The following is a 23271-nucleotide window of genomic DNA, read 5'->3' as shown; positions in this document are numbered from 1 at the left end:
GTGCGTCACAACATGGATGGCACAACCTGATCCGGCGGGCGGTGCCCGTCTTCGAAGGTCTTGATATTGATAATGACTTTCTCGCCCATCTCGATCCGGCCTTCCAGCGTGGCCGATCCCATATGAGGCAGCAGAACAACATTAGGCAATTGCCGCAAACGCGGGTTCACTTGAGTGCCATGTTCGTAGACATCCAACCCCGCGCCTGCGATATCACCCGATCGGATCAGGCGCGTGAGCGCATTCTCGTCAATCACTTCACCCCGAGAGGTGTTGATAACTACCGCCGAGGGCTTCAGCAGCTTTAACCGACGCGCGTTCATCAGATGAAAGGTAGACGGGGTCGACGGGCAATGAATTGAAAGAACATCCATCCGAGCGACCATCTGGTCTAGGCTTTCCCAATAGGTGGCTTCCAACTCGTCTTCGACCTCAGGGCGTAGGCGACGACGATTGTGGTAATGCACCTGCATTCCAAAGACACGGGCACGGCGGGCCACGGCCTGGCCGATCCGACCCATGCCCAGAATGCCAAGGCGACGTCCACCGATCCGCCCACCCAACAGTGCGGTCGGCGCCCAGCCGGTCCAATCCCCCCGTTGCATCACACCAACGCCCTCGGGAAAACGCCGCGTGACCGCAAGGATCAATGCCATGGTCATATCGGCCGTATCGTCTGTCAGCACACCGGGGGTGTTGGAAACAAGAATGCCCCTCTGTCGCGCCGTCGACACATCAATATTGTCGACACCGGCCCCGTAATTGGCGATCAAGCGCAGGTTTTCGCCCGCCTGCCCCAGCAAACCGCCATCAATTGTGTCGGTCACCGTTGGAACAAGGACATCTGCACTCTGAACTGCTGCGACCAGCTCTTCGCGCGACATGGGGGTGTCATCCTCGCGCAGCTGGACGTCGAACAACTCGCTCAGTCTGGTTTCCACTGCCTCGGGCAACCGTCGCGTTACAACAACACTCAGACGTTCTCTTGGCACTTCCGCCCTCCCATCGCTTTGCAAACCTTCGCGCGCCATGGCATCGTGGCGCAGGATAAGGCGGGGCACAAGAACCCCAACGCATTGAGACGACCTTTTTTCGAAACCAAATCAACAGGCACAAGAGCAGGCAGTCAGTGAGTGGTTTTCTATCGGTAAAACGCCGCCTTCTGGTGGTTTTGTCCGTATTTCTGTTTGTGCTGGGCACTTTGGCTGCCAGCGCACAGGATGCCCGCGGCCCTGTGACCAACCTGCCATTGCCAAGATATGTTTCGATGAAGGCCGCCGAGGGCAATGTTCGGCGTGGTCCTTCGTTAACACATCGAATCGACTGGGTGTTTAAACGGCGCGGCATGCCGCTGCAAATCACGGCTGAATACGGCAATTGGCGCAAGGTTCAGGACCGTGACGGTGCCGGCGGGTGGGTTCACTATGCCCTACTGTCCGGCGTGCGGACCGTATTGATCGAATCCGAAATGCTGCCTGTCTATGCCAGCCCCGACCCAAATGCGCAGATCAGTGCCCAATTCGAATCCGGGGTGGTGGCGCGCCTAGGCAGTTGCAGCCTGGACTGGTGCCAAATCTCTGCTGGCGGTTACCGCGGCTGGGCTCGGAAATCGAGCCTATGGGGAGTCGACCCCTCTGAAATCCGCGAGTAACGGGGCGACCACAGCCGCCCCGTCGCCTATTCCGTAGCCTGGGTGGTTCGCGTGCCCATATCCTTGTCCAACAGCAACAGGTTCCACCTATCGCCATTGGCCGCCTTGGTCTTGTCGAGAATCTTGCCAAACAAGTCTTCTTCTTCGTTCTGCTCGGCCAAAAACCAGTTCAGCATATTTTGCGTGCTGTATTCCTTGACCCCGTGCGCCAGTTCAAACAGCGCATTGATCTGACCTGTGACCTTTTCCTCGTTGGCAAGCGCATATTCCAGCGCCTCGACCGGCGAGTCATAGTCCATCTTGGGTGTGTCGATGCCTTCCAGTTCGATTCTCCCGCCACGCTGTGCCACAAAATCGAAGATACGCATGGCATGTGTTTGTTCTTCAACCGAGTGACCGCGGAACCATTGCGCGAATCCTGGCAGATCCTGCGATTCAAAATATGCGGCCATCGCAAGGTAGGTGTAGGATGCCTGAAGTTCACTGTTGATTTGACGGTTCAGTGCTTCTGCGACATTCGGGTTCAGCTTCATCTTCGTCTCCTGTGACACGGGGTACCGGTTCATTTGCATTGCTACGTATTTTCAAGGAATTCCACAACCCAGTTTCGTTTTTTTATAATTTAATTTCAATATTTTAGATGCCGCTCCCTGCAAATGAAAGGCGTTTGCAAATCCGGGGCGAATTTCCAAGTCAATGTATTTCCCAGCTTCAAAACGCCGCTCAGAACGTGGGTGAAAGTCCCTCCGCCCTTTGAACACAGTGGCCGTGTTCAACACTTTCAGACCTTTCACATAGGCTTTGTGACCAATAAATCCTTTTCCAGATAGGCAATCCATGACCGGAAATCTCGCCAATTTGGATCGTCGCGAGCGTGGAAAAAAATTTTTGCTCCAAGTCAGTTTTTTTCACTCGAAAGCCCTTGAACCCTCCAACCAACAATCGTAGACAGCGCCTCACCGTTGGGGTGTAGCCAAGTGGTAAGGCAGCGGTTTTTGGTACCGTGTATCGTAGGTTCGAATCCTACCACCCCAGCCAGTTCATCGGAACATGGAACAGCGACAGGCACTTTGGGTTAAACCCTCCGAGAAATGCCCCCGTTTGTGCCCCAGTGGTTTCGGGTGCTCTGACGTCCTCTGACCTCGCCAATTAAAGTTCAAGCGTTCATGACATCGCGACTGATTACTTATTGTGGTAAACCTGCTTTTAACCAACCCTCACGCCAATTGTTTGCACAAGATGGAACAGTGAATATTGGTAATTGAGTCTGTGCCGAGGTTACGGTCAGCCCTGGGCTCAACGCCTGAAGATCCGCAACCGCTTCGCGAGCCGCATCATCGTCGGTGAGGTGTCCTAGAGCAGCAATCAGCATGAGATGACTCATTACGAAGTTTGAACGCACAGATAAGGCATCTCGGCAAGCCTTAACCGATTCCTCGTAGCGCCCAAGATGAAAGAGTGCGCTTGCCTGAGCAATGTAAGCAGCATGGCGCAACGGATCGTGCGGGCTCAGGTCGACAGACTGAATCGCGTGACTTAGTGCCTCCTCCGGCCGATCAAGAAGAAAAAGGTTGATGGATGCCAGCATGTGAACTGTTGCTGCGTTTGGGTTTTGCTCGAGAGCTTGTTTGAAAGCAACGCGCGCGCGTGGCAAGTCCCGCGCCAGCATTGAGATTGAATGCGCAGCATACGCCAGCGCGATCCCGTCTGCACGATCACTCAGCAGTACCCGCTCGGCTGCCTTTACGGCCTCTTTCGCCCCTTCGCCAATAGGCTCAAGCCCTTGAACCATTCGTTGAATATGCAACCAAGCCAACAAACCTGATGCGGTCGCATAGTCTGGGTCACGATCCAATGCGAGGGTCGTCAAACGTATGGCCTCTCGGTTGTCTTCATCCGTTAAAAGATGGAAATGCGACTGCGCTCGAAGGTAAAGTTCGTAAGCTTCCAAATTATCAGTAGGTTTTGCACGCGCACGGTTGGTTTCGGCGTGCCTTAGAGATGGCTCAATCGCCGTTACGACCTCCAGCGTGACTTTGTCTTGAAGGTCGAAAATATCATCAAGCACGCCGTCGAAGCGATCTGCCCAGAGATGGCTGCCGTTTTCCGCATCAATTAACTGCCCAGTAATGCGGACGCGTTGACCAGCTCGTCTGACTGAACCCTCGAGAACATAGCGCACTCCCAGTATGCGACCGACTTCGCGTATATCCGTGTTTTTGCCTTTGAAAGTGAAGGACGAATTTCGGGCCACAACCATCAGCCAGCGGAAGCGAGACAACTCTGTGATGATGTCTTCGGTGATGCCGTCCGCAAAGAATTCCTGTTCGGGATCACCAGACATATTGTCGAATGGAAGCACTGCAATCCCAGGTCTGACATCTGTCGTTGGTGACAGATTGGCTGAAGTGCCCTTGGGCCAGCACCAAACACCGATGCGGCGCGTGATGTTTTTGAGTTCTGTCTGCTCGCCGCCGTCGAATTTGGACGCGTCGCCTCGGTCAAGACTGTTGTGAGACGTGTCCGATATCAAAACCTGACCCGGCTCGGCCATAGCTTCGAGACGAGCAGCGACATTTATTCCATCACCAAAAATGTCATCACCTTCGGTGACAACCTCGCCGGTATGGATGCCAATTCGAAGCTTGATATTGTCTGGTTTCTGCGCCGACTGTATTGCTATGGCGCAATCTGCAGCGTCTGATGTGGACTTAAACTCGGCGATCCAACCATCGCCCAAGCTTTTGATCATTGTCCCGCCATGGGCTTTCAGCATCAATTGGAGCGTATCTTCACGGAATGATCTGAGCGCACTAATCGTACCTTCACGGTCATGATCCATCAGTGCTGAGTAGCCGACAATGTCCGCCGCAAGCACTGTGGTAAGACGTCTGTCCATTCGTTCCCCCGTTTTAAGGAACTTAACGCGACACTCAACTTCTGTCAGCCCGACAAGGTCGTCTTTGGGGTCAGCGTTCGAAATCCCGAGGTGCTCCCAAACCCCGTTCCACGCTGATGCTCGTCCCAGATGCGGTCGATCAAGGCGGCGACCTCTAGGTGATCCGACTAACGGTAAACATCGATCGGTCGCGAGTGCCATGGTTCCTCTATCTCCCCCATAACCTCCTCTTCCCTTTTTGTATTATGGATCAGGAACGAGGATACTCGGTTCTCTCTATCCTCCGGTTTCTATTCATTACTTATACCTATTCCCCACCCCCATAGAACTCCTGCTAGAGGTTAGGAAAGATGAGAGGTCAGAGGGTATCAGTACACCCGAAACCACTGGGGCATAAACGGGGACATTTCTCGACGAGTTCAGCTCCAACTGCCTGTCGTCGTTCCATGTTCTGAAGAGCTGGCTGGGGTGGTAGGAATCCTTGCCAACCGATGAAACCTAAGAGCTTTTCCAACCGGTGGCCGAAACTGGGGCGGTTCCGGGGGCATTTCGGGAGGGAACACGGGACATGCCTGACCGCTAGAGAGGTCGTTAACCTGTGCCGACAAGTGCTGACGAGACCGCTAGATCAACCGTTCACTGGCGCTGACTAGACCGCTGACGACTGGTTCCGGGTGCTGACGGGTGGTCGCTGGTGCTAGCTGGTTGGGGCTGTTGAGTGGCGGAGCGCTCGTTCAATCCAAGTGTTGCGAACGACTGGTATGAGCCCATAGCGGTCGCAAAAAAATTGTCGTGCCAAGGAAATCTAGTGCTACACATAGAACATTCTTGAATATGAATATCATTACGGGATTTGGTCTAGCGCGGCTCTAAAACCCGAAACCGACGGAAATAAGGTTGACCGCAATACCGTGTGTCAATGTGGAGGGAGGGTTAGAAATGCCTGCAACAAATAGATTGAAGCTAACTGTAGCAGTATTGGTCTCATTCGTTTCCACTACCGAAATGGCGCTATCCCAATCGCAAGTGGGCTCTCCAGACGGAACCACCACAATTGATGGCAGGCAATTGCCTCCGGAACCTCCGGTGTTTGGGGGAAAAATTGAGGAGCAAGCGACCAATTCAACCCCTTGGTGGCCGCCGCGTGTCGTGCCACCTGAGAACGCGCCAAATATCCTCCTCATCATGTTGGATGATGCTGGGTATGGTATTCCTAGTACTTTTGGCGGCGTCATCCCGACTGATACGATGGATGAATTGGCAAAAGAGGGTTTGAGTTTTACGAATATCTATTCGACCGCACTTTGTTCACCGACCAGGGCAGCCTTGATGACAGGCCGCAATCATCACTCGGTCGGGTTCGGAGTGATTTCAGAATCTTCGACCGGGTATCCCGGCTACAACAGTATTGTTCCAGACAACAAAGCCACTATCGGGAGGATACTTTCAGACAATGGCTACGCCACTTCATGGTTTGGAAAAAATCATAACACTCCAGCATTTGCGGCGAGCCAGGCTGGTCCATTTGACAAATGGCCGACTGGTTTAGGTTTCGAATACTTTTATGGGTTTGTTGGTGGAGACGCGAACCAATGGCAACCGAACTTATATCGAAATACCACCCCGATTTACCCGTTTGATGGTGATCCTGAGTGGAACCTGATTACCGGAATGGCCGACGATGCGATTGACCACATTTCGCGGTTGCACCAAATCGAGCCAAGTAAGCCTTTCTTTGTCAAGTATGTGCCCGGTGCAACGCATGCGCCGCACCACCCGACCAAAGAGTGGGTCGAGAAGATCGAGGCGATGAACCTGTTTGATGGCGGGTACGAAGCACTTAGGCAGACAATTTTTGAGAACCAGAAAAAGTTGGGGCTTGTCCCGCAAGATGCAACGCTGTCGCCTTGGCCCGCAGACAAAATCAAGCCGTGGGATCAATTGACGGACGACGAGGAAAAACTCTTCGTTCGACAGGTAGAGGTTTTCGCCGCCTATGCGGCCTATACCGACCATGAGATAGGTCGCGTCATCGACGCAATTGAGGACCTCGGAAAACGTGACAACACGCTGATCTTCTACATCAACGGTGACAATGGCACCTCGGCTGAGGGCGGGCCGATGGGGACACCGAACGAGGTGGCTTGGTTCAACGGTATCGCAGAGATGCCTGCAAAAACGCAGTTGCAGTGGTACGATGTTTGGGGAACCGAAGAGACTTACAACCACATGTCGGCAGGATGGTCCTGGGCTTTTGATACTCCGTTCGATTACTTCAAGCAGAATGCAAACAGGCTTGGCGGCATCCGACAGAACATGGTGGTGTCATGGCCTGACGGAATCGCAGACAAAGGCGGTCAGCGAGATCAGTTCATGCATGTAATCGACGTCGTGCCGACGATCCTCGAAGTCACTGGAATTCAAGCGCCGTTGGAAGTCGACGGGATTGTTCAATCTCCAATTGAAGGCACCAGCTTTGCCTATACTTTCGATGAGAAAAACAAGGATGCACCGAGCCGTCACCGAACTCAGTACTTTGAAATGATGGGACAATGGGCTTTGTATCACGAAGGTTGGTTACTGAGCACCAAAGTAAACCGGATGCCATGGGAAACGCCGAAGACGCCCAACCCTGACCCTTTGAACAATCAAGTGCTCGAGCTTTACGATCTAACCACGGATATGAATCAAAGAAATGATCTGGCGGCGCAGCACCCAGAGAAGATCGAAGAACTGAAGGCTATATTTATAGAAGAAGCAAATAAGTATCAGGTCTTCCCGATGGATGCCTCGGTCACGTCCAGAATTTCATTGCCTCGGCCAAGCATTGCAGCGGGACGAAACGAGTTCGTTTATGTCCGGCCTATGACTGGGGTTCCTCAGGGAGATTCCCCAAGTATTCTTAACAGCTCGTACACCATTACAGCAGAGATAGATGTGCCCGAAGGTGGTGCTGAAGGCATGATTTTGACATCAGGCGGCCGCTTTGCCGGTTATGGTTTCTACCTACTTGATGGCAAGCCAGTCTTTCTCTGGAATATGTTGAATCTCGAACGGATCAAATGGGAAGGCAAAGAAGCCTTGGCACCCGGAAAGCACACTCTGGAGTTTGACTTCAAATATGACGGCCTCGGACCAGGAACCCTCGCATATGGAAGCACCAGTGGTTTAGGTCAGGGTGGCACCGGGACGCTGAAAGTCGATGGCGAAGTCGTAGCAACCCAAAAGATGAAGAACACTATTCCTACCACCCTTCAGTGGGACGAGGCGTTTGACATAGGTTCTGATACATTGACTGGCGTTAACGACGACGACTACCAACCACCGTTCCCACTAACCGCGAAACTGGAAAAGCTAACGATAAAAATCGACCGACCCCAGTTGAGTCAAGCCGACATTCAAAAGCTCGAAGACGCGATGCAAAGAGCAAGCGACTAATTGGCTCAGAGGGTTGAAAGGTTGCCTACTTGCTTGAGTCGGGCAGCGGAAAACCGGATGGTATATTTGTCCGCTTCGTCCGCAGAACGGTCATTCAGCCAACCTTCAACCAACGCCCGCTTCTGAAAAAGAAAACAAAGTGAGCTTCCCCGGCAACCCGCTAAGGGCCGCCGAGGGTTAGTTGTCAGGGTGGTCTTCGGTGGACGACATAGTCAGCCAGCCACTGCCAGTAGGCTTCCGCATCCCGGAATCCTTGAGCCCGAGCCGCCAGATTTTCCGCTGCCTTACGGGTGCAACCGCCATCGTATTCGGCAATTGCTGCTCGTTCCTCGAACGCGTCAATGTCCGGGAAGGTCATGTCGGGAGTTGGATCTGATCGACGATCGACCGACGCTGCTCATCACTGATGCCAGCCGAGTAGATGCCATAGGTGATCCCGTTCTCTGACCGTGCCGATTGGTGGCCGACCAGAGATGCCGTGAAATGCTCAGGAACACCTGTTCGCTCGCACTGGGTGATGAACCACTTGCGGGTCGAGTGAAACACCAGTCCCGGTCGTTCCAGATCCAGCCGTCGTCTCAGTCTCGCGAAGCCTTTGGTGATGTGCGCCACGGTCAGGTCAGGAAACAGAGGGCCGGATTAAGGCAGTTGACGTAACGTCTCATCCAGCTCCGGATGGACCGGAACCAGTCGCTCCGCCGCGTCGGTCTTCATCAGTCGTAGTTGGTTAGGTTGGACATGAACGAAGCAACCGAGATTGCCCTTGGTCACTAGGTCTTCCCGAAGCAACCCCACCGCTTCCCCCGCTCGCATTCCTGTCAACAGACAGGTCAGCAGAACCGGATGCAGGCCTCGGTCCCTGGCTCCCAGCAACCGCGACACTTCATCGTCATTCGGAACTGCATAGGGTTGAGGACGTATCTTCCGGGCGAACAGAACGGTTCGGAAGGGGTTAACTTCCAGATGCCCCTCATAAACAACCCAGTCGAGGAAGTGATTGACCTGCGGCCAGATACGCCGCTGGGTTCTGGCCGTTATGGTCACCGACCCACGAGACGAGTACGCGACCAGTTGGTCCAGGTTCAGCCCACAGGTTCGTTCCGACTTGCCGATCATCGGAGACAGTTGGGCTATTGCGGACAGGAAGTCCCGCCCGTCATCCCGTGTCAGGCTGCAAACAGACTGGCCACCAAAGCGACTAGTGAATACCCGACAGAGTATCGGACCGATTTGAACCCGCTGGGTCGTAGTTCGTTACTGCGCTTGTTCAGATAGGCCCGGCTCAGGTCACGAACCGGCACTTTCACCGGCGCTGATGGCCTGATGAGCTTAGACCGCTCGAGATTGCATCCAGAGTCCTCCAGAGTGGCCCGGAGACGGACGAGAGACGACTCCGGTTGATCGACCCAATCAGGAACGTCAGCGGTGTTCTCCGGTGCAGAGAGGACGTCTTCTGCCTGCGACCCAACCTGTTCCACCAGCGTCTCGAACCGCGCATTGGCTTCCGCGGCTCGGACACGGGCGGTGTTATGATCTCCGGTCTTGAGGCTCTGCTTCAACGCCAGAGCGCCCAGCGCGAGAGCCACGTCAACTGGTTAGTTGCGTCTATACAGCCACGTATGGCCCTTCAGATCGGCATAGCGAATATGAGCAGACATAGGTCTCCTCCTTTCAGATTTAGGATTGGGATGGGTTCAGGTGTCTGAGACGATCCGCAGGATCATCTCTAGGGTCGGCTGGCCGTAAGAACCAGCCAGTGGGCCGGTGACAGCAAAGCCGGTCAAGCAGTCTTCAAACACCTCATCCACGCGGAACAGATGTTCAGGAACGTCATTGAAGGCCCGGACGACCACGACGTCGCCGGGGTTTAGCTCCAGTTCAGTCATCGTCGCTTCCATGTCTCCACGTCCAGAGAACCGCCAGCAGAACCAGCGCCGAGATAGCGGGATGAGACCGAGCAACCACCCAGAGCATCGTCGTCAGGACAGCCTTGGGCGGTGGGTGCAAAAGAAAACCCCCGACGAGAACGCCGAGGGCAGACAGGTACTTCATGGATCAAACTCCTGCAGTTGCTTCTTTATTTAGATGCAGGAAGTTGCTCGGTTTTTAGGGGAGCGGATATTCAAGCATTCTGGACGAGTTTCCGTCAGGCGAACGAAGTTGCCGTTTGCAGCATTCGCAAAAACCTAGCCCATTCTATGAAGCATCTACGCGTTTGAGTGAATTCCCGTCGAACAGTTTGGTGCTGACCGGAGAATCGACGAATATAAACTTCAGACGCATTCATAACATTGGTACGTATTCAGCAGATGTCCGGCTCTATTGTTGAAAAAGCAAATCAGGTTCGCAGCGGATCGCTCTCGGCGGTTTCGCTCGTCGAGCAGGCGTTTGATGAGATGGCTTCCAACAGTGAAATCAACGCTTTCATTTCATATGACCGGGACAAGGCCTTGGCAGACGCGAGGCGGGTGGATCTGTTGATTGGCTCTGGCGGCAACACCGGGCGATTGGCGGGTATACCACTTGCTATCAAGGACAATATCGATGTTGAAGGGTATCGGACCACAGCAGGCACCCCGAGTATCAATTATGTTGCCTCGAAGTCGGCCCCGATTGTCTCCCACCTGACATCCGAGGGTGCAATTGTTATTGGCAAAGCGAACATGCACGAACTTGCCTTTGGGGTGACGTCTAACAACGCAGCGTTTGGCGCCGTTCGAAACCCCGCCGATCTTACCCGTATCCCGGGCGGGTCATCAGGTGGAACCGCTGCAGCGATTGCGTCCGGGATCGTTTTGGGTGGGCTCGGAACCGATACCGCGGGTTCGATCAGGGTTCCCGCCGCACTGACAGGCGTGGCTGGGTTTCGACCCTCGACGTCGCTGATAGATATGAACGGCATTGTCCCTTCTGTCCCGACGTTTGACGTTGCAGGCCCCATGGCGACAACCGTTGGAGACGTTGCGTATCTGTTTTCAATTATGACTCATCAAACAATGCCTGAACCTCGTGACCTGCGAGGTCTGCGCCTGGGTTTAGTAAAAGACTACATGGTGAACCTTTCGCCCCATGTGTCTCGCGCTGTCAGCGATGCTTTCGCAAAACTCGAACAGGCTGGCGTTACCCTGATCGAAGTCGACATATCGCCGATAAGCGCTGCATCTTTCGAAGTGGGGTTCTCCGCTGGTTTTTACGAAATGAAAAATGCAATGGCTGCTTGTCTGGCGCAAAAGCAACCAAACACAACATTGCAGGACATGGTCGACAAGATCGCTAGCAAGGACGTCAAGAACACGTATGTCAATTCGGTCTTGGGTGACGACGCGCCATCAGAGACTACTTATCGTGAGGCAATCGCCAGGATTGATGGGATCAGACAGATTTATCTAAGGCTGTTTGAGGAATTTGGACTCGATGCCCTGATCTTTCCGACTGCACCACTTGAAGCCCCCCCAATTGAGGGATCTGATGAGGCCGTTTTCCTGAACGGTGAATATGTGCCTATATTGCCTGTTTTCATGCGAAACGTTGCTGCAACCGGGGTCTATGGTGCTCCGGGAATATCAATCCCCCTGAGTGCTTCAGAAAGGGATCATCTACCTGTGGGGTTGGAACTTGACGGGCGCCCGGAGGCTGACCTCGATCTGCTTAGTATTGCGAAAGCGGTTGAAGCTGCTCTGTTGAGTGCCTAAGATTTTGGAGAACAGAAAACGTAATCGTAACCTTGTACCCACCCACTTAACATCCTTGATGATCTGTTATTCGCTCCTCAGCAAAGGCGCAAAAGGGCTCACACCGCTCAACCGACGCTTTCTATCGGGCTTGTGGTCTGTCCCGACATGACCAGCGCCGGCTGTGCGGACTTAGCAAACCTTCGAACTCAGTCGAAATAACTTCCCGAGCAGAGTTATGCTATGGTGCCTTCAATTATGGAGGAAAAATTGTTTCGCTATGTTTTGCCGGCAGCTCTCATTCTGGGGAGCCCAGTCCTAGCTCAGGATGCAATAAATCCGTCAGGCCTTTCAGGCCCTTCCGGTCGACCTTATTCACCTTACGCCGAACGTGCGTATCCAACTCAAGTCTATTTTGGTGACACTCACGTTCACACTGGTCTTTCCGGGGATGCTGGTGGGGGCGGTACGCGCCTCATGCCTCATGATGCCTATCGGTTTGCGCGTGGCGAAGAAGTTGTGTCGAACACGGGGCAACCTGTAAAGTTGTCGAGGCCTCTCGATTTCTTCATGATTACAGATCATTCGGATGCTATGGGTGCGATTACCGATATCATCGGAGGTGCTCCCAACATCTTGGCAGATGAGCAAGGCAGATATTTCCATGAAGAATTCAATAAGGGCGGAGAAGCCGCTCTAGCGGCTGCGCTTGAGCTTACAGCCGCGTTTGCGCAAGGACAGGTTTCCCCTGCGCTGAACTATCAACCAGGCAACCCTGCGTATGCCCGTGTTTGGGACGAAATTATCGATGCCGCGGAAGAGTACAATGATCCGGGCGTGTTCAGCACCTTTATCGCCTATGAATGGACATCTCTCGTCGCAGGGAACAATTTGCACCGAAATGTGATCTTTCGCGATGGCCCTGAGCTCACAAGACAGATACTGCCTTATACAACAACGCCACCTGTGGGGTCACCTAACCCTCGTGATCTTTGGAAGTGGTTGGAGAACTATGAACAAACGACAGGCGGGCGTGTTCTTGCTATTCCACATAATGGGAACTTGTCTAACGGCTGGATGTTCCCGTTAGTCGATGACTTCGCGGATGGTGTGCCGTTAGACCCCGCATACGCAGAAGCGCGAAACAAATGGGAAAGACTATACGAACCAACGCAGATTAAGGGAGATGGTGAGGCCCACCCGTTCCTATCACCTGACGATGAATTTGCTGACTTCGAAACATGGGATTACGGCAATCTGGATGCTTCGGTTCCGAAAGAGCCAGAAATGTTGCCCGGTGAATACGCTCGATCCGGGTTACTTCGAGGCTTATCTTTGGAAAAGGCTTTGGGAGTAAACCCTTTCAAGTTTGGCCTGGGTGGGGCTAGTGACACACACACAGGTTTAACGGCTCCAGATAACGACAATTTCTTCGGGAAGTTTACCGGTTACGAGCCCAGCGAAGAGCGCAGCCAACATGTCAGTAAGACCTATGCTGACGGGACTGTTGCGCTGCTTTCGTCGCAATACATTACTGGCGGTCTAACCGCAGTATGGGCGCAGGAGAATTCCCGAGAAGCCATTTGGGATGCGATGCATCGGCGAGAAACCTACGCAACTACAGGACCTCGAATGCGCGTCCGTATGTTCGGAGGATACTCTTTTGCCGAAGAAGATGCGTTACGGCGCGACTTGGCGCTTGTGGGATACAGCAAAGGGGTGCCGATGGGTGGTGATCTTGACCCTGGTGAAGGCACACCTTCCTTTCTGGTATATGCGCTTCGTGATCCGATGGGAGCAAACCTGGATCGAATCCAGATCATAAAGGGCTGGTTAGATGCAGATGGAGAGCAACGGGAAAAAGTCTACGACGTGGCCTGGTCTGGTTCCCGCGAACCAGATGCCGTTGGCAAGTTGCCGTCAGTAGGCACCACAGTGGACCTCTCTATCCCCTCGTGGACCAACACAATTGGAGCCTCTGAGCTGGGAACTGTGTGGGAAGACCCGGATTTCGATCCCTCGGAAAGCGCATTTTATTATGCCCGGGTTATTGAAATTCCGACCCCTCGCTGGACGGCGTATGATGCAGTGAAGTTCGGAATAGACATGCCGGATGGCGTCCAATTAACAACACAGGAACGGGCCTACACTTCGCCGATTTGGTACTCGCCACAACAATAGTTCGATTTACGATGTCGGTCGGGTATGGGCTCGTTGCGGACGTTGACAGCAATCCGCTCGAACGATCGCCCCAGCGCCACCAAAGCCCACCCAACCGCCAGCACCAGCGACTACCCGTCAGCACCCGGAACCAGTCGTCAGCGGTCCAGTCAGCGCCAGTGAACGGTCGATCTAGCGGTCTCGTCAGCAATTGTCGGCACGGGTTAACGACCTCTCTAGCGGTCAGGCATGCCCCGTGTTCCCTCCCGAAATGCCCCGGAACCGCCCCAGTTTCGGCCGCCGGTTGGAAAAGCTCTTAGGTTTCATCGGACGGCAAAGATTCCTACCACCCCAGCCACATGCTTCAAAAAATCCAAGAAAATAAGAGCTTTACAGAGTCCCTGAAAAACGATGTGTAACACATGCCGATGCGCGCTATGCCCGCAAGCGCGCCGACTCGTCCCACCGAAAACCCAAGCTCTGCGCCGGACCCTACCTTATGAGAAGGGGCCGGTATTTCTATTTCCGCAAGCGCCTACGCAGAAGCTTATCAAACCCTCAAACAAACTCATTTCTCTGTTTTTCGTTGCGAACCGATCTCCCGCGCGACGCCGTGATGTGAGCCGCAAGGCTCTTCACGGTCTGCGAGCAAAAGGAGATCGAAATCGTGGACACGCTGAATACAACTGCCCTGCCCCCTGCCGACGCCAAGGCCCTGCTGAATGAAGCCCTCCGGGTGGAGTTGTCCCGGATCCTGGCCGAGCAGAACAGCATGGGTAGTCTGTCCAACGAAGATGTGAACGAACGCATTGAAAAACTCGAAGCTGAAAACAAGAAACTGCGCCGCGCCGCCAGGCGCGGAAATTGGGAGGGAGTTCAAGAGCTGCTTAAAAAAGCCAGTGAAATGATATCGCTTGCCTTGCCGAATCCGCTCTCGCCGGACCTCGGTCGCCAGGCCATTTCGCTCAAGTGGCGCATTAACGATATCGAGAATGACGTAGCCGATGGCGACGATGTGCGGACTGCCAGCCGTGCACTGCTCAAAGAACATGGTATCAAGAATTCGACGGCTTCGTTCAGGAGCCCGTTCTTCTCTCACACGCTTGGGGCCAGACCCCGGAAAAACCATCCAACCCCGTCAATTCAGGGCAACATCAATGCCCTAGAAAAGCTGACGCTGGAATTCTTCGGCGATATTCCCGTCTCGGCGATCACGAGGAACGGCAAAAAGAGTTCTTTGCTTGGGAAGCCCGACTACCCCGCACCCAAGGTCGTAGTCACGGTAAGAACCGCTTTAACAAAGAAGGAAAGATAATCTCGAAGGCGACCGAGATCTCTGCAGCTGATGCTCATGACCTCCTGGTGACCGAAGAGATCAGGGGGCGAGACGATATCTCGGTTGCAGAAAAGCGGGTGATCCTGGCCGATAACCTGGTTCCACGCCGCACCATAACTACTATCAAGCGAGATCGGGATGGGCGGAATCGTATGTTCAAGAGTGCCAAGAACCTCGGCATCAATCCTCCAGAGGCGTTGTCCTATAAAGAGGTCGAAGGGCACATCGCGGCGCAGGCCCCGAATGATGAGCTCTATGTGCGCGTGACCATGCCCAAGATCCAAATACCCTGGACCGAAGAACGCCTGGCAAAGTTCCTGACGTCGCCGATTTTCACCGGCTGTCTTTCGGCCCATCGCCGGTGGAAACGAGGCAAGCTTATCATCCGGGATGCGACCTACTGGGTTCCGCTTATCGTTCTTACAATCGGCTCTCGGATTGAGGAAATCCTCCTGCTCAAATGCAGCGATATCCGGTATCGCAATGGCGATTATTGCTTTGCCATCGGGACAGGGCCGGAACAACCGGGTAAGCGCGGCCACAGCTGCCAATGCGGCCTGGTGCACCCCTTCACCCGCGCGTTCCAAAAAAACAGAATGAATCGTGTCTAGCCCGCGCCTTGGCGAAACTTACTACATCCTCGGGCGCCTAGTCTGGATTAGGAGCTTCGCCACTGAGCCGCGCCTTTGCCCAAAAGAACACATTGTATTCGTTTAGTTTATCCCTTGCCTCTTTCTGTTGTTTCTTGCCGTCTTCCGTGGTCGGCTGGGGAGGCACTTATGCAATCTCCGACATGCCCTCAGTGTCAGGCTTAGAAAAAATTTGATAGCTGGTGCTTTCGACCATTCGTGCCCACTCTTCGGCATTGCGCCTGACAGCCTCGATATGCTCGACGTTGCCAAATTCCTCATTGAAATAAATCGGCAGGTGATGTTCGTACCCGGCAATCTTTGATTTGAAGGCGTCGCGCAGCTCATCCGAGGCCGAAAACAAGGCTATAGGAGCCATGCTTTGTAGGGTGCGAGTCTTGTGGGTTCTCTCATCAAGATATTTTAGCGCCTCGCGTTCTTTGTCGGTCGTACCTTGCAGTGGATCTATGCCCATCAAGTTTAGTCCACGTCCAAACTCCTGAGCTTGCCGGTTGATGTCCATGTCCCAAATCCTAAAATTCGCGATGACGGGAAGACTGACTTCGGAGACATGCTGAGTCTAAAGTATTATCGAGGCAGCAACGCCAACGGCCGCGACACTTTCGCTCCCTTCCAAAACCTGCCTGATGAGGGCGTCGGGGTTTTCACCGGCATCAATCTTCTTATGAGCCCAATAGGAAAGCACCAAATATGCGCTTTCAATGGGCTGAGGGCCAAGAGAACCACGCGACCATAAGTACGTGTTTCTCCCTCCCCAAAACTCTTGCTCGCCCCACGGAAATTCAAGCTTCAGCGGTATTGGGGTTCCGGAATCGCGGTTTGGTAACGAATGTGTTTGACGCCAACTAAACGAAGTTGACTGCATAGATTGTTCTTAAACCGCGACAGCAAAGGATCACAGCAGGTTTTAGCGGTCTATCCCAAGACGTCTAATCTCAATATTGAAATTTCCACAAACTGGGTTTTTAGTTCTTCTGTGCGCGAAACCCAAGCCACACCGGAAAGGTGATAAACTGCGGTAACGCCAAGTTTCCCAGGTACACGACCTATTCCAACGACACCCAAAGAACCTGCGCGTCTTCTTCACTGGTCGACACGCAGCCATGCCCCATGCTGCTGTCATAATACAGTGAATCACCCGCTTTCATCGGCAGAGGGCGGTAGTGTTCCGAGATGAAAATCAACTCGCCGCTCAGCACGTACATGAATTCTTCGCCCGAATGTCGGATCCAGGGGTCAAACTCAGAGATATCGCGGGCACGTATCGTGGCCACATAGGGCAGCATGCGTTTGCTTGTCAGATCCGAACACAGCAATTCGTGCAAATAGGTGGCGGTTTCCCGGAACTCACCCTGCCCCTTAGCGGTATAGTCCCGCCGACCGTTTATGCCTGACTGACCCGATTGAAGAAAAAGTTGCGGAGGGTTCATATCCAGCGCCTGTGTCAACCGCCGCACGATCTCAAAGCTGGGTTTGGTTTGATTGTTTTCGATCTTCGACAGGGTCGATCGCCCGATACCTGCCGCACGCCCGGCCTCTTCCAGAGTCCAGCCCTTTTCCCGTCGCGCGTCGCGGATGGAACGCCCCAAGGCCGCCCCTTCATCCAGTTCTTCGGGTGTAACCCCTTCGTTTCTTTGGTCTTCGCCCATGAAAATCTCCCCGTTCTTTCCAGCTTACATATTCCCTTAGTCGCACGCAACTTCACGAATAAGAGATTTATGTTGCTTTAAGGGAACCAATTCCACTATAGGAAACTTAGTTTCGAACCGGAGATTCGAAATCAGAGGAGATGACCATGTTCAAAACGTCGCTTACACAGGCCGATCCGACCATTGCTGCATCAATTGCTCGCGAGGGCGCACGTCAGGCCGAACAGATCGAACTGATCGCATCTGAAAACATCGTCTCTCAGGCTGTGATTGACGCTCAGGGCTCGGTTCTGACCAACAAATATGCCGAAGGGTATCCCGGTCGCCGCTATTATGGCGGATGTGAATATGTGGATGAGGTCGAGCAGGAAGCCATCGACCGGTTGAAGCAGCTGTTTGGCTGCGAATTTGCGAATGTGCAGCCCCATTCGGGCGCCCAGGCCAATGGCGCGGTCAAGCTGGCACTGCTCAGCCCCGGTGACACCATTCTGGGCATGTCGCTGGACGCCGGCGGCCACCTGACCCATGGCGCGAAACCGGCGCAATCCGGCAAATGGTTCCGTCCGATCCAATATGGTCTGACCGATGCGGGGCTGATCGACTATGATCAGGTCGAAGCACTGGCCAAGGCCGAAAAGCCCCAACTGATCATTGCAGGCGCGTCGGCTTATTCGCAAAAAATCGACTTTGCCCGTTTCCGCGCGATTGCGGATGAGGTTGGCGCCTGGTTGCTAGCCGACATGGCGCATATCGCCGGTCTGGTTGCAACCGGCCTACACCCTTCTCCCGTCGGGCACGCTCATATCGTGACATCGACCACGCATAAAACCCTGCGTGGTCCGCGCGGTGGCATCATCCTGACCAATGACGAAGCGCTGGCGAAAAAGATCAACTCAGCCGTATTCCCCGGTTTGCAGGGCGGCCCGCTGATGCATGTGATCGCCGGTAAGGCCGTCGCTTTCGGTGAGGCTCTGAAACCCGAATTCAAAGAGTACATGCAGCGCGTGATCGACAGTGCCTCGGCTCTGGCCAACGTTATGATGGCACGCGGTTGCGACATCGTCTCGGGCGGCACGGAAAACCACCTGATGCTGGTGGACCTGCGCCCGGTTGGCGTAACCGGTAAAGACGCCGAAGCCGCGCTGGAACGCGCTGGCTTTACCTGCAACAAAAACAGCGTGCCCGGTGACCCCGAGAAACCCACCATCACCAGCGGTATTCGTCTGGGTACTGCGGCCGGTTGCAGCCGGGGCTTTGGCCCCGAGGAATTCAAGCAGATCGGCCATCTGATCGGTGACGTTCTGGACGCGCTGACGCAGAACCCGGGCGGAGACGAAACCGTTGAAAGAGCAACCCGTGAAAAAGTGCGCGCCCTGTGCGCAAGCCACCCGATCTACTGAAAGTTAGCGTCATGACCTACGATCTGATTGTCATCGGGGGCGGACCTGGCGGCTATGTCGCTGCGATCCGCGCGGCTCAGCTGGGACTGAAAGTGGCCTGCGTCGAAGGGCGCGGGGCACTTGGCGGGACCTGTCTGAATGTGGGGTGCATCCCCTCCAAAGCGTTGCTGACCTCCTCGGCCAAGTATGCCGAACTTGCACATCTCTCCTCCCACGGCATTGCGGTCGAGGGGGCCAGCATCGACGTACCCGCGATGATGGGGCGTAAGGACAAGATCGTAGGCGACCTGACCAAAGGCATCGCGTTTCTGTTCAAGAAAAACGGGGTCGACCATATCGAAGGCTGGGCCAGCATCCCCTCCGCCGGACAGGTCAAGGTCGGCGATGATGTCTATCAAGCGAAAAACATTCTGATCGCCACCGGCTCGGAACCGACCTCGCTGCCGGGGATCGAGATCGACGAGCAGGACATCTTGAGTTCGACCGGTGCGATTGCATTGGAGAGCGTACCGGACCATCTGGTCGTGATCGGCGCAGGTGTGATTGGGCTGGAACTGGGGCAGGTTTGGTCCCGTCTGGGCGCAAAGGTTACCGTGGTCGAGTATCTGGACCGCGTTCTACCCGGCATTGATGGTGAGATCGCCAAGCTGGCACAACGCGCACTGTCCAAGCGCGGGTTGAAATTCCAGCTGGGTCGTGCGCTGAAAACGGTCGAAAAGACCGATACCGGTCTGGTGCTGACCGTTGATCGCGTCGGCAAAGACAAAGAAGAAGTGATCGAGGCTGATAAGGTCCTGATCGCTGTGGGCCGCCGCCCTGTCACCCGTGGGCTGGGCCTGGAGGAGCTGGGCGTTACAGTAAGTCAGCGCGGCTTCATCGAGGTGGATGGGACGTTCCAGACCTCGGTTCCCGGCATTTACGCCATCGGCGACTGCGTGCCCGGCCCGATGCTGGCGCACAAGGCCGAAGAAGACGGCGTCGCCTGCGTGGAAACGCTGGCAGGTCAAGTTGGTCACGTCGATTATAACACCGTGCCGGGTGTCGTGTATACCGACCCAGAAGTCGCCTCGGTCGGTCTGACCGAAGAAGCGCTGAAAGAGGCTGGCACCGAGTATTCGGTTGGCAAGTTCGCCTTCATGGCCAACTCGCGCGCCCGTTCGACCGGCGACACCGACGGCGCAGTCAAGGTTCTGGCGGACCCAAGCGGCGAAATCCTGGGAGCCCACATCTGTGGCGCCCACGGCGGAGACCTGATTGCCGAGTTGGTTCTGGCCATGACCAAAGGCGCAACCGTCGCCGAGGTCGCTGCCACTTGTCATGCACACCCAGCCATGGGCGAGGCGGTCAAAGAAGCCTGCCTTGACTCCATGGGCCGCGCAATCCACGCCTAAGAGGGACCTGCCAGATGACCATCCAGCTTCGCCCCCGCCACCCTGAAAAGGCCAAGAAGGCAGACAGTGTCATCCCGCGTAAGCCCAAGTGGATTCGCAAGAAAAAGGGCGACAGCGCCGAATATTACGAAACCCGCCGTCTGATGCGCGACCACAATCTGGCGACCGTCTGCGAAGAGGCCGCCTGCCCCAATATTGGCGAGTGCTGGTCCAAGCGTCACGCCACGATGATGATCATGGGTGAGGTCTGCACCCGCGGTTGTTCCTTCTGCAATGTTGCCACGGGCCGCCCCGATGCGCTGGACGCCTTTGAACCGGGCCGCGTCGCTGCCGCGGTGAAAAAGCTGGGCCTACGCCATGTGGTGATCACATCCGTGGACCGGGACGATCTGGCTGATGGCGGGGCCGAACATATCGCTCAGACCATTCGGGCCGTCCGCCACCAAAACCCAGGCACAACGGTCGAGGTTCTTACCCCCGATTTTCTAGGTAAAGGCGACGCGGCGGATGTCGTGTTCCAGGCTGCCCCAGACGTCTTCAACCACAATTTGGAAACCGTTCCACACCTGTATCCGTCCGTTCGCCCCGGCGCGCGCTACTATACCTCGCTGCGGCTGCTGGACGATGCCAAACGCGCCAACCCCGAGATCTTCACCAAATCCGGCTTGATGGTCGGGTTGGGAGAATCCCTGAACGATGTTCGCCAGGTGATGGATGACCTGCGCGCGGCTCAGGTCGATTTCCTGACGGTCGGGCAATACCTGCAACCGACCGCGAAACACCACCCGATTGATCGTTTTTGGTCTCCGGACGAATTCGCCCAGCTGGAGCAAATCGCGCGCTCCAAGGGCTTTCTGCACGTGTCAGCAACCCCGCTGACCCGTTCGTCGTTCCATGCGGACGAAGACTTTGCCGCCCTCAAGCAAGCCCGCCAACGGGCTATCGCCAACGGGGCATAATCCAAACGCAAATGGGAGGGAAACCATGGAAGCGTTAAATTCAATCGTAGGGGCCATCAATGGCGTCGTGTGGGGGCCGCTCATGCTGGTTCTCATTCTTGGCGTCGGCTTCTTCTTGCAGGTGGGGCTGAAATTCATGCCGATCCTGCGCATCGGCACTGGCTTTAAGCTGTTGTTCGCAGGCCGCGAAGGTCAGGGTGACGGTCAGATCAGCCCGTTCAACGCGCTGATGACGTCGCTGTCGGCGACCATCGGTACGGGTAACATCGCCGGTGTGGCCACTGCTGTCTTCCTGGGCGGTCCGGGCGCATTGTTCTGGATGTGGATGACCGCCCTGGTGGGCATGGCCACCAAATATGCCGAAGCCGTCTGCGCGGTGAAGTATCGCGAGAAGGACGAGCTGGGCAATTTTGTTGGCGGCCCGATGTACTACATCAAGAACGGTCTGTCGTCGAATTGGCACTGGCTGGGTTGGGCCTTCGCCCTATTCGGAGCCATTGCTGCCTTCGGCATCGGTAACGGTGTACAAGCAAACGGTGTGGCTCAAGTTCTGGAATCGAATTTCGGCGTGAATACCTCGGTCACCGGAATTATTCTAATGGTCCTGACCGCCGCCGTTATCCTGGGTGGCATTACCCGCATCGGTGCGGTTGCCGGTAAGCTGGTTCCGGCCATGGCGATCGCTTACATCGTCGCTGGCCTGTTGGTTCTGATCATCAACATTGGCGAAATCGGTAACGCCCTGTCGCTGGTCTTCACCTACGCCTTCACCCCATCTGCCGCTGAAGGCGGTTTTGCAGGTGCAGCCGTCTGGGCCGCAATCCGCTTCGGTGTGGCACGTGGCGTGTTCTCGAACGAAGCTGGTCTGGGTTCCGCTCCGATTGCACACGCAGCAGCCGAGACCAAAGGTCCGGTCAATCAGGGCCTAATCGCGATGCTGGGTACATTCATCGACACTATCATCGTCTGCTCGATCACCGGTCTGGCTATCATCTCGACAGGTGCATGGACCTCGGGTGAGTCGGGCGCGGCTCTGACCTCGCTGGCATTTGCAACCTCGCTTCCGGGCGGTGGTCACCTGATCGCAATCGCGCTGTCGATCTTTGCCTTCACCACCATCCTTGGCTGGTCGTTCTATGGCGAGAAATGTGTTGAGTTCCTGCTGGGCGTCAAATCCCTGCTGCCCTACCGCATCCTTTGGATCGTTGCGATCTATTTCGGTGCGACTGCAGATCTGGGCTTTGTCTGGCTGCTGGCGGATACGCTGAACGCCATGATGGCCATCCCGAACCTGATCGCTCTGGCATTGCTGAGCCCGATCGTCTTCAAATTGACGAAAGAGTTCTTTGCCTCGAACGGCCAATCCGAAGAACCGGGCGGCTCACCTGCCGAATAACTTCGGCACTGACAAAATAAAACGGGGGGCCAACCCGGCCCCCCGCCTTTGAAACAAATTTTCTATCTCGAGGAGAGACGTGATGGCCACGAAAATCCTGCTGCCGATTGATCACACTGACGACCGCTCGTGGAAGCTGGCTTTGCCGGTCGCTTTGGAACAGGCAAAATTCTATGGCGCCGAACTGCACACGGTCGCCGTCATCCCCGAGATCATCCAGTTGCCGAACCTACCCGCCAACTATGGCGCAGGCGCCAAAGACCACGTGCGGGGTGCGGTTCAGGCCATACTGGATCACGCCAATGCCTCTGATGTGCCGGTACATGTTGAAGAAGGCAGCGTCTACCGCGAAATTCTGAAGCTTGCCTATAAGGACGGCTTTGATCTGATCGTCATGGCGTCGACCAAAGGCGATTTCCCGAACTATGAGATTGGCCCGAACCTGGCCCGTGTTGTGCGCAACGCGCATTGCACCGTCATGGTTGTCCGTGACCAGTCACGTTGATTGAAAGGCTACAGCTATGACTGACTTAAAACGCACTCCTCTCTACGATCTCCATGTTGAGTTGGGAGGCAAGCTGGTTGATTTTGCGGGTTGGGAGATGCCTGTTCAGTATCCGCTGGGGATTATGGGTGAGCATAAGCAGTGTCGTGAGAAGGCGGCGGTGTTT

The 23271-nt window shown here is 55.0% G+C and carries 21 protein-coding genes, 1 tRNA gene and 1 pseudogene; 13 read left to right on the top strand and 10 right to left on the bottom strand.

Going from position 1 to position 23271, the window contains the following annotated elements; genetic code table 11:
* Nucleotides 1-5: 5 nt before the first annotated feature.
* Entirely contained in the window at nt 6-992 is a 987-nt protein-coding gene (locus ACR0DL_RS00115) for a 2-hydroxyacid dehydrogenase (protein WP_170349330.1), read from the bottom strand.
* Between the two features lie 170 nt (nt 993-1162).
* Here ACR0DL_RS00115 and ACR0DL_RS00110 point away from each other — a divergent pair, with 170 nt between their 5' ends.
* Nucleotides 1163-1651, top strand: coding sequence for an SH3 domain-containing protein (locus ACR0DL_RS00110; RefSeq protein ID WP_425081164.1), 489 nt, complete (start codon nt 1163-1165; stop codon nt 1649-1651).
* Nucleotides 1652-1677: 26 nt separating this feature from the next.
* Here ACR0DL_RS00110 and ACR0DL_RS00105 read toward each other — a convergent pair whose 3' ends face one another.
* Together ACR0DL_RS00105 and ACR0DL_RS00100 are read right to left on the bottom strand one after the other, a co-directional pair.
* Entirely contained in the window at nt 1678-2184 is a 507-nt protein-coding gene (locus tag ACR0DL_RS00105) for a ferritin (RefSeq protein WP_170408943.1), read from the bottom strand.
* A 51-nt stretch (nt 2185-2235) separates the two neighbouring features.
* Nucleotides 2236-2490 carry a hypothetical protein gene (locus ACR0DL_RS00100; protein WP_480687014.1) on the bottom strand — a complete coding sequence of 85 codons (255 nt, stop codon included), beginning with the start codon at nt 2488-2490 and terminating at the stop codon, nt 2236-2238.
* 124 nt (nt 2491-2614) lie between these two features.
* On the opposite strand from ACR0DL_RS00100, the gene ACR0DL_RS00095 reads away from it, so the two are divergent.
* A tRNA-Gln gene (locus tag ACR0DL_RS00095) sits at nt 2615-2689 on the top strand.
* A 148-nt stretch (nt 2690-2837) separates the two neighbouring features.
* On the opposite strand, the gene ACR0DL_RS00090 is transcribed toward ACR0DL_RS00095, so the two are convergent.
* Nucleotides 2838-4550, bottom strand: coding sequence for an adenylate/guanylate cyclase domain-containing protein (locus ACR0DL_RS00090; RefSeq protein WP_480687012.1), 1713 nt, complete (start codon nt 4548-4550; stop codon nt 2838-2840).
* Between the two features lie 939 nt (nt 4551-5489).
* On the opposite strand from ACR0DL_RS00090, the gene ACR0DL_RS00085 reads away from it, so the two are divergent.
* Nucleotides 5490-7988 carry an arylsulfatase gene (locus tag ACR0DL_RS00085; RefSeq protein WP_480687010.1) on the top strand — a complete coding sequence of 833 codons (2499 nt, stop codon included), beginning with the start codon at nt 5490-5492 and terminating at the stop codon, nt 7986-7988.
* A gap of 354 nt (nt 7989-8342) precedes the next feature.
* Here the strand turns inward: ACR0DL_RS00085 and ACR0DL_RS00080 are convergent, their stop codons facing one another.
* The 4 genes from ACR0DL_RS00080 to ACR0DL_RS00065 all read right to left on the bottom strand — a co-directional run bounded on the left by ACR0DL_RS00080 (nt 8343) and on the right by ACR0DL_RS00065 (nt 9874).
* Complete coding sequence (locus ACR0DL_RS00080; protein WP_480687008.1) at nt 8343-8534, bottom strand: hypothetical protein; 192 nt, start codon at nt 8532-8534, stop codon at nt 8343-8345.
* A 93-nt stretch (nt 8535-8627) separates the two neighbouring features.
* On the bottom strand, nt 8628-9104 hold the full coding sequence (locus tag ACR0DL_RS00075) for a hypothetical protein (protein ID WP_480687006.1): 477 nt from the start codon (nt 9102-9104) through the stop codon (nt 8628-8630).
* A 50-nt stretch (nt 9105-9154) separates the two neighbouring features.
* Nucleotides 9155-9574, bottom strand: coding sequence for a hypothetical protein (locus tag ACR0DL_RS00070; protein WP_480687004.1), 420 nt, complete (start codon nt 9572-9574; stop codon nt 9155-9157).
* A gap of 108 nt (nt 9575-9682) precedes the next feature.
* Nucleotides 9683-9874 (bottom strand): hypothetical protein, encoded by a 192-nt coding sequence (locus ACR0DL_RS00065; protein WP_480687002.1) that lies wholly within the window; start codon nt 9872-9874, stop codon nt 9683-9685.
* A 423-nt stretch (nt 9875-10297) separates the two neighbouring features.
* Between ACR0DL_RS00065 and ACR0DL_RS00060 the strand changes: the two genes are divergently transcribed.
* The 4 genes from ACR0DL_RS00060 (at nt 10298) to ACR0DL_RS00045 (ending at nt 15766) form a co-directional block, all read left to right on the top strand.
* On the top strand, nt 10298-11680 hold the full coding sequence (locus tag ACR0DL_RS00060) for an amidase family protein (RefSeq protein ID WP_480687000.1): 1383 nt from the start codon (nt 10298-10300) through the stop codon (nt 11678-11680).
* A 222-nt stretch (nt 11681-11902) separates the two neighbouring features.
* On the top strand, nt 11903-13840 hold the full coding sequence (locus ACR0DL_RS00055) for a DUF3604 domain-containing protein (RefSeq protein WP_480686998.1): 1938 nt from the start codon (nt 11903-11905) through the stop codon (nt 13838-13840).
* Nucleotides 13841-14486: 646 nt separating this feature from the next.
* Nucleotides 14487-15134, top strand: a complete 648-nt coding sequence (locus tag ACR0DL_RS00050) for a hypothetical protein (RefSeq protein WP_480686996.1) — start codon at nt 14487-14489, stop codon at nt 15132-15134.
* Between the two features lie 47 nt (nt 15135-15181).
* Nucleotides 15182-15766, top strand: a complete 585-nt coding sequence (locus ACR0DL_RS00045; protein ID WP_480686994.1) for a hypothetical protein — start codon at nt 15182-15184, stop codon at nt 15764-15766.
* Nucleotides 15767-15932: 166 nt separating this feature from the next.
* On the opposite strand, the gene ACR0DL_RS00040 is transcribed toward ACR0DL_RS00045, so the two are convergent.
* Nucleotides 15933-16307 (bottom strand): hypothetical protein, encoded by a 375-nt coding sequence (locus ACR0DL_RS00040; protein ID WP_170347768.1) that lies wholly within the window; start codon nt 16305-16307, stop codon nt 15933-15935.
* A gap of 544 nt (nt 16308-16851) precedes the next feature.
* Nucleotides 16852-17454 (bottom strand): helix-turn-helix domain-containing protein, encoded by a 603-nt coding sequence (locus ACR0DL_RS00035; RefSeq protein WP_170347767.1) that lies wholly within the window; start codon nt 17452-17454, stop codon nt 16852-16854.
* A 146-nt stretch (nt 17455-17600) separates the two neighbouring features.
* On the opposite strand from ACR0DL_RS00035, the gene glyA reads away from it, so the two are divergent.
* The 6 genes and pseudogenes from glyA to gcvT form a co-directional block, all read left to right on the top strand.
* Complete coding sequence (glyA, locus tag ACR0DL_RS00030) at nt 17601-18854, top strand: serine hydroxymethyltransferase (RefSeq protein ID WP_480686992.1); 1254 nt, start codon at nt 17601-17603, stop codon at nt 18852-18854.
* 11 nt (nt 18855-18865) lie between these two features.
* Nucleotides 18866-20245 carry a dihydrolipoyl dehydrogenase gene (gene lpdA, locus ACR0DL_RS00025; protein ID WP_480635738.1) on the top strand — a complete coding sequence of 460 codons (1380 nt, stop codon included), beginning with the start codon at nt 18866-18868 and terminating at the stop codon, nt 20243-20245.
* A gap of 14 nt (nt 20246-20259) precedes the next feature.
* Entirely contained in the window at nt 20260-21204 is a 945-nt protein-coding gene (gene lipA / locus ACR0DL_RS00020) for a lipoyl synthase (RefSeq protein ID WP_170347764.1), read from the top strand.
* Nucleotides 21205-21229: 25 nt separating this feature from the next.
* Nucleotides 21230-22600 (top strand): alanine/glycine:cation symporter family protein, encoded by a 1371-nt coding sequence (locus ACR0DL_RS00015; protein ID WP_226688796.1) that lies wholly within the window; start codon nt 21230-21232, stop codon nt 22598-22600.
* Nucleotides 22601-22682: 82 nt separating this feature from the next.
* Complete coding sequence (locus tag ACR0DL_RS00010) at nt 22683-23105, top strand: universal stress protein (RefSeq protein ID WP_170347762.1); 423 nt, start codon at nt 22683-22685, stop codon at nt 23103-23105.
* Nucleotides 23106-23121: 16 nt separating this feature from the next.
* Nucleotides 23122-23271, top strand: a pseudogene (gcvT, locus tag ACR0DL_RS00005) (glycine cleavage system aminomethyltransferase GcvT); the annotation flags it as partial.

It is taken from the genome of Ruegeria sp. BB5 (assembly GCF_056539405.1).
Note: the sequence above shows the minus strand (reverse complement) of the source record. Positions and strands in the feature narration are given on the sequence as shown.

Bases quoted from the DNA above. Each gene is read 5' to 3' on its own strand.
- ACR0DL_RS00100 (WP_480687014.1), bottom strand. From the start codon at position 2,490: ATGGATTGCCTATCTGGAAAAGGATTTATTGGTCACAAAGCCTATGTG.
- ACR0DL_RS00060 (WP_480687000.1), top strand. From the start codon at position 10,298: ATGTCCGGCTCTATTGTTGAAAAAGCAAATCAGGTTCGCAGCGGATCG.
- ACR0DL_RS00105 (WP_170408943.1), bottom strand. From the start codon at position 2,184: ATGAAGCTGAACCCGAATGTCGCAGAAGCACTGAACCGTCAAATCAAC.
- ACR0DL_RS00075 (WP_480687006.1), bottom strand. From the start codon at position 9,104: ATGATCGGCAAGTCGGAACGAACCTGTGGGCTGAACCTGGACCAACTG.
- ACR0DL_RS00055 (WP_480686998.1), top strand. From the start codon at position 11,903: ATGGTGCCTTCAATTATGGAGGAAAAATTGTTTCGCTATGTTTTGCCG.
- ACR0DL_RS00065 (WP_480687002.1), bottom strand. From the start codon at position 9,874: ATGACTGAACTGGAGCTAAACCCCGGCGACGTCGTGGTCGTCCGGGCC.
- ACR0DL_RS00015 (WP_226688796.1), top strand. From the start codon at position 21,230: ATGGAAGCGTTAAATTCAATCGTAGGGGCCATCAATGGCGTCGTGTGG.
- ACR0DL_RS00085 (WP_480687010.1), top strand. From the start codon at position 5,490: ATGCCTGCAACAAATAGATTGAAGCTAACTGTAGCAGTATTGGTCTCA.
- ACR0DL_RS00090 (WP_480687012.1), bottom strand. From the start codon at position 4,550: ATGGACAGACGTCTTACCACAGTGCTTGCGGCGGACATTGTCGGCTAC.
- lipA (WP_170347764.1), top strand. From the start codon at position 20,260: ATGACCATCCAGCTTCGCCCCCGCCACCCTGAAAAGGCCAAGAAGGCA.
- glyA (WP_480686992.1), top strand. From the start codon at position 17,601: ATGTTCAAAACGTCGCTTACACAGGCCGATCCGACCATTGCTGCATCA.
- ACR0DL_RS00010 (WP_170347762.1), top strand. From the start codon at position 22,683: ATGGCCACGAAAATCCTGCTGCCGATTGATCACACTGACGACCGCTCG.
- ACR0DL_RS00035 (WP_170347767.1), bottom strand. From the start codon at position 17,454: ATGGGCGAAGACCAAAGAAACGAAGGGGTTACACCCGAAGAACTGGAT.
- lpdA (WP_480635738.1), top strand. From the start codon at position 18,866: ATGACCTACGATCTGATTGTCATCGGGGGCGGACCTGGCGGCTATGTC.
- ACR0DL_RS00040 (WP_170347768.1), bottom strand. From the start codon at position 16,307: ATGGACATCAACCGGCAAGCTCAGGAGTTTGGACGTGGACTAAACTTG.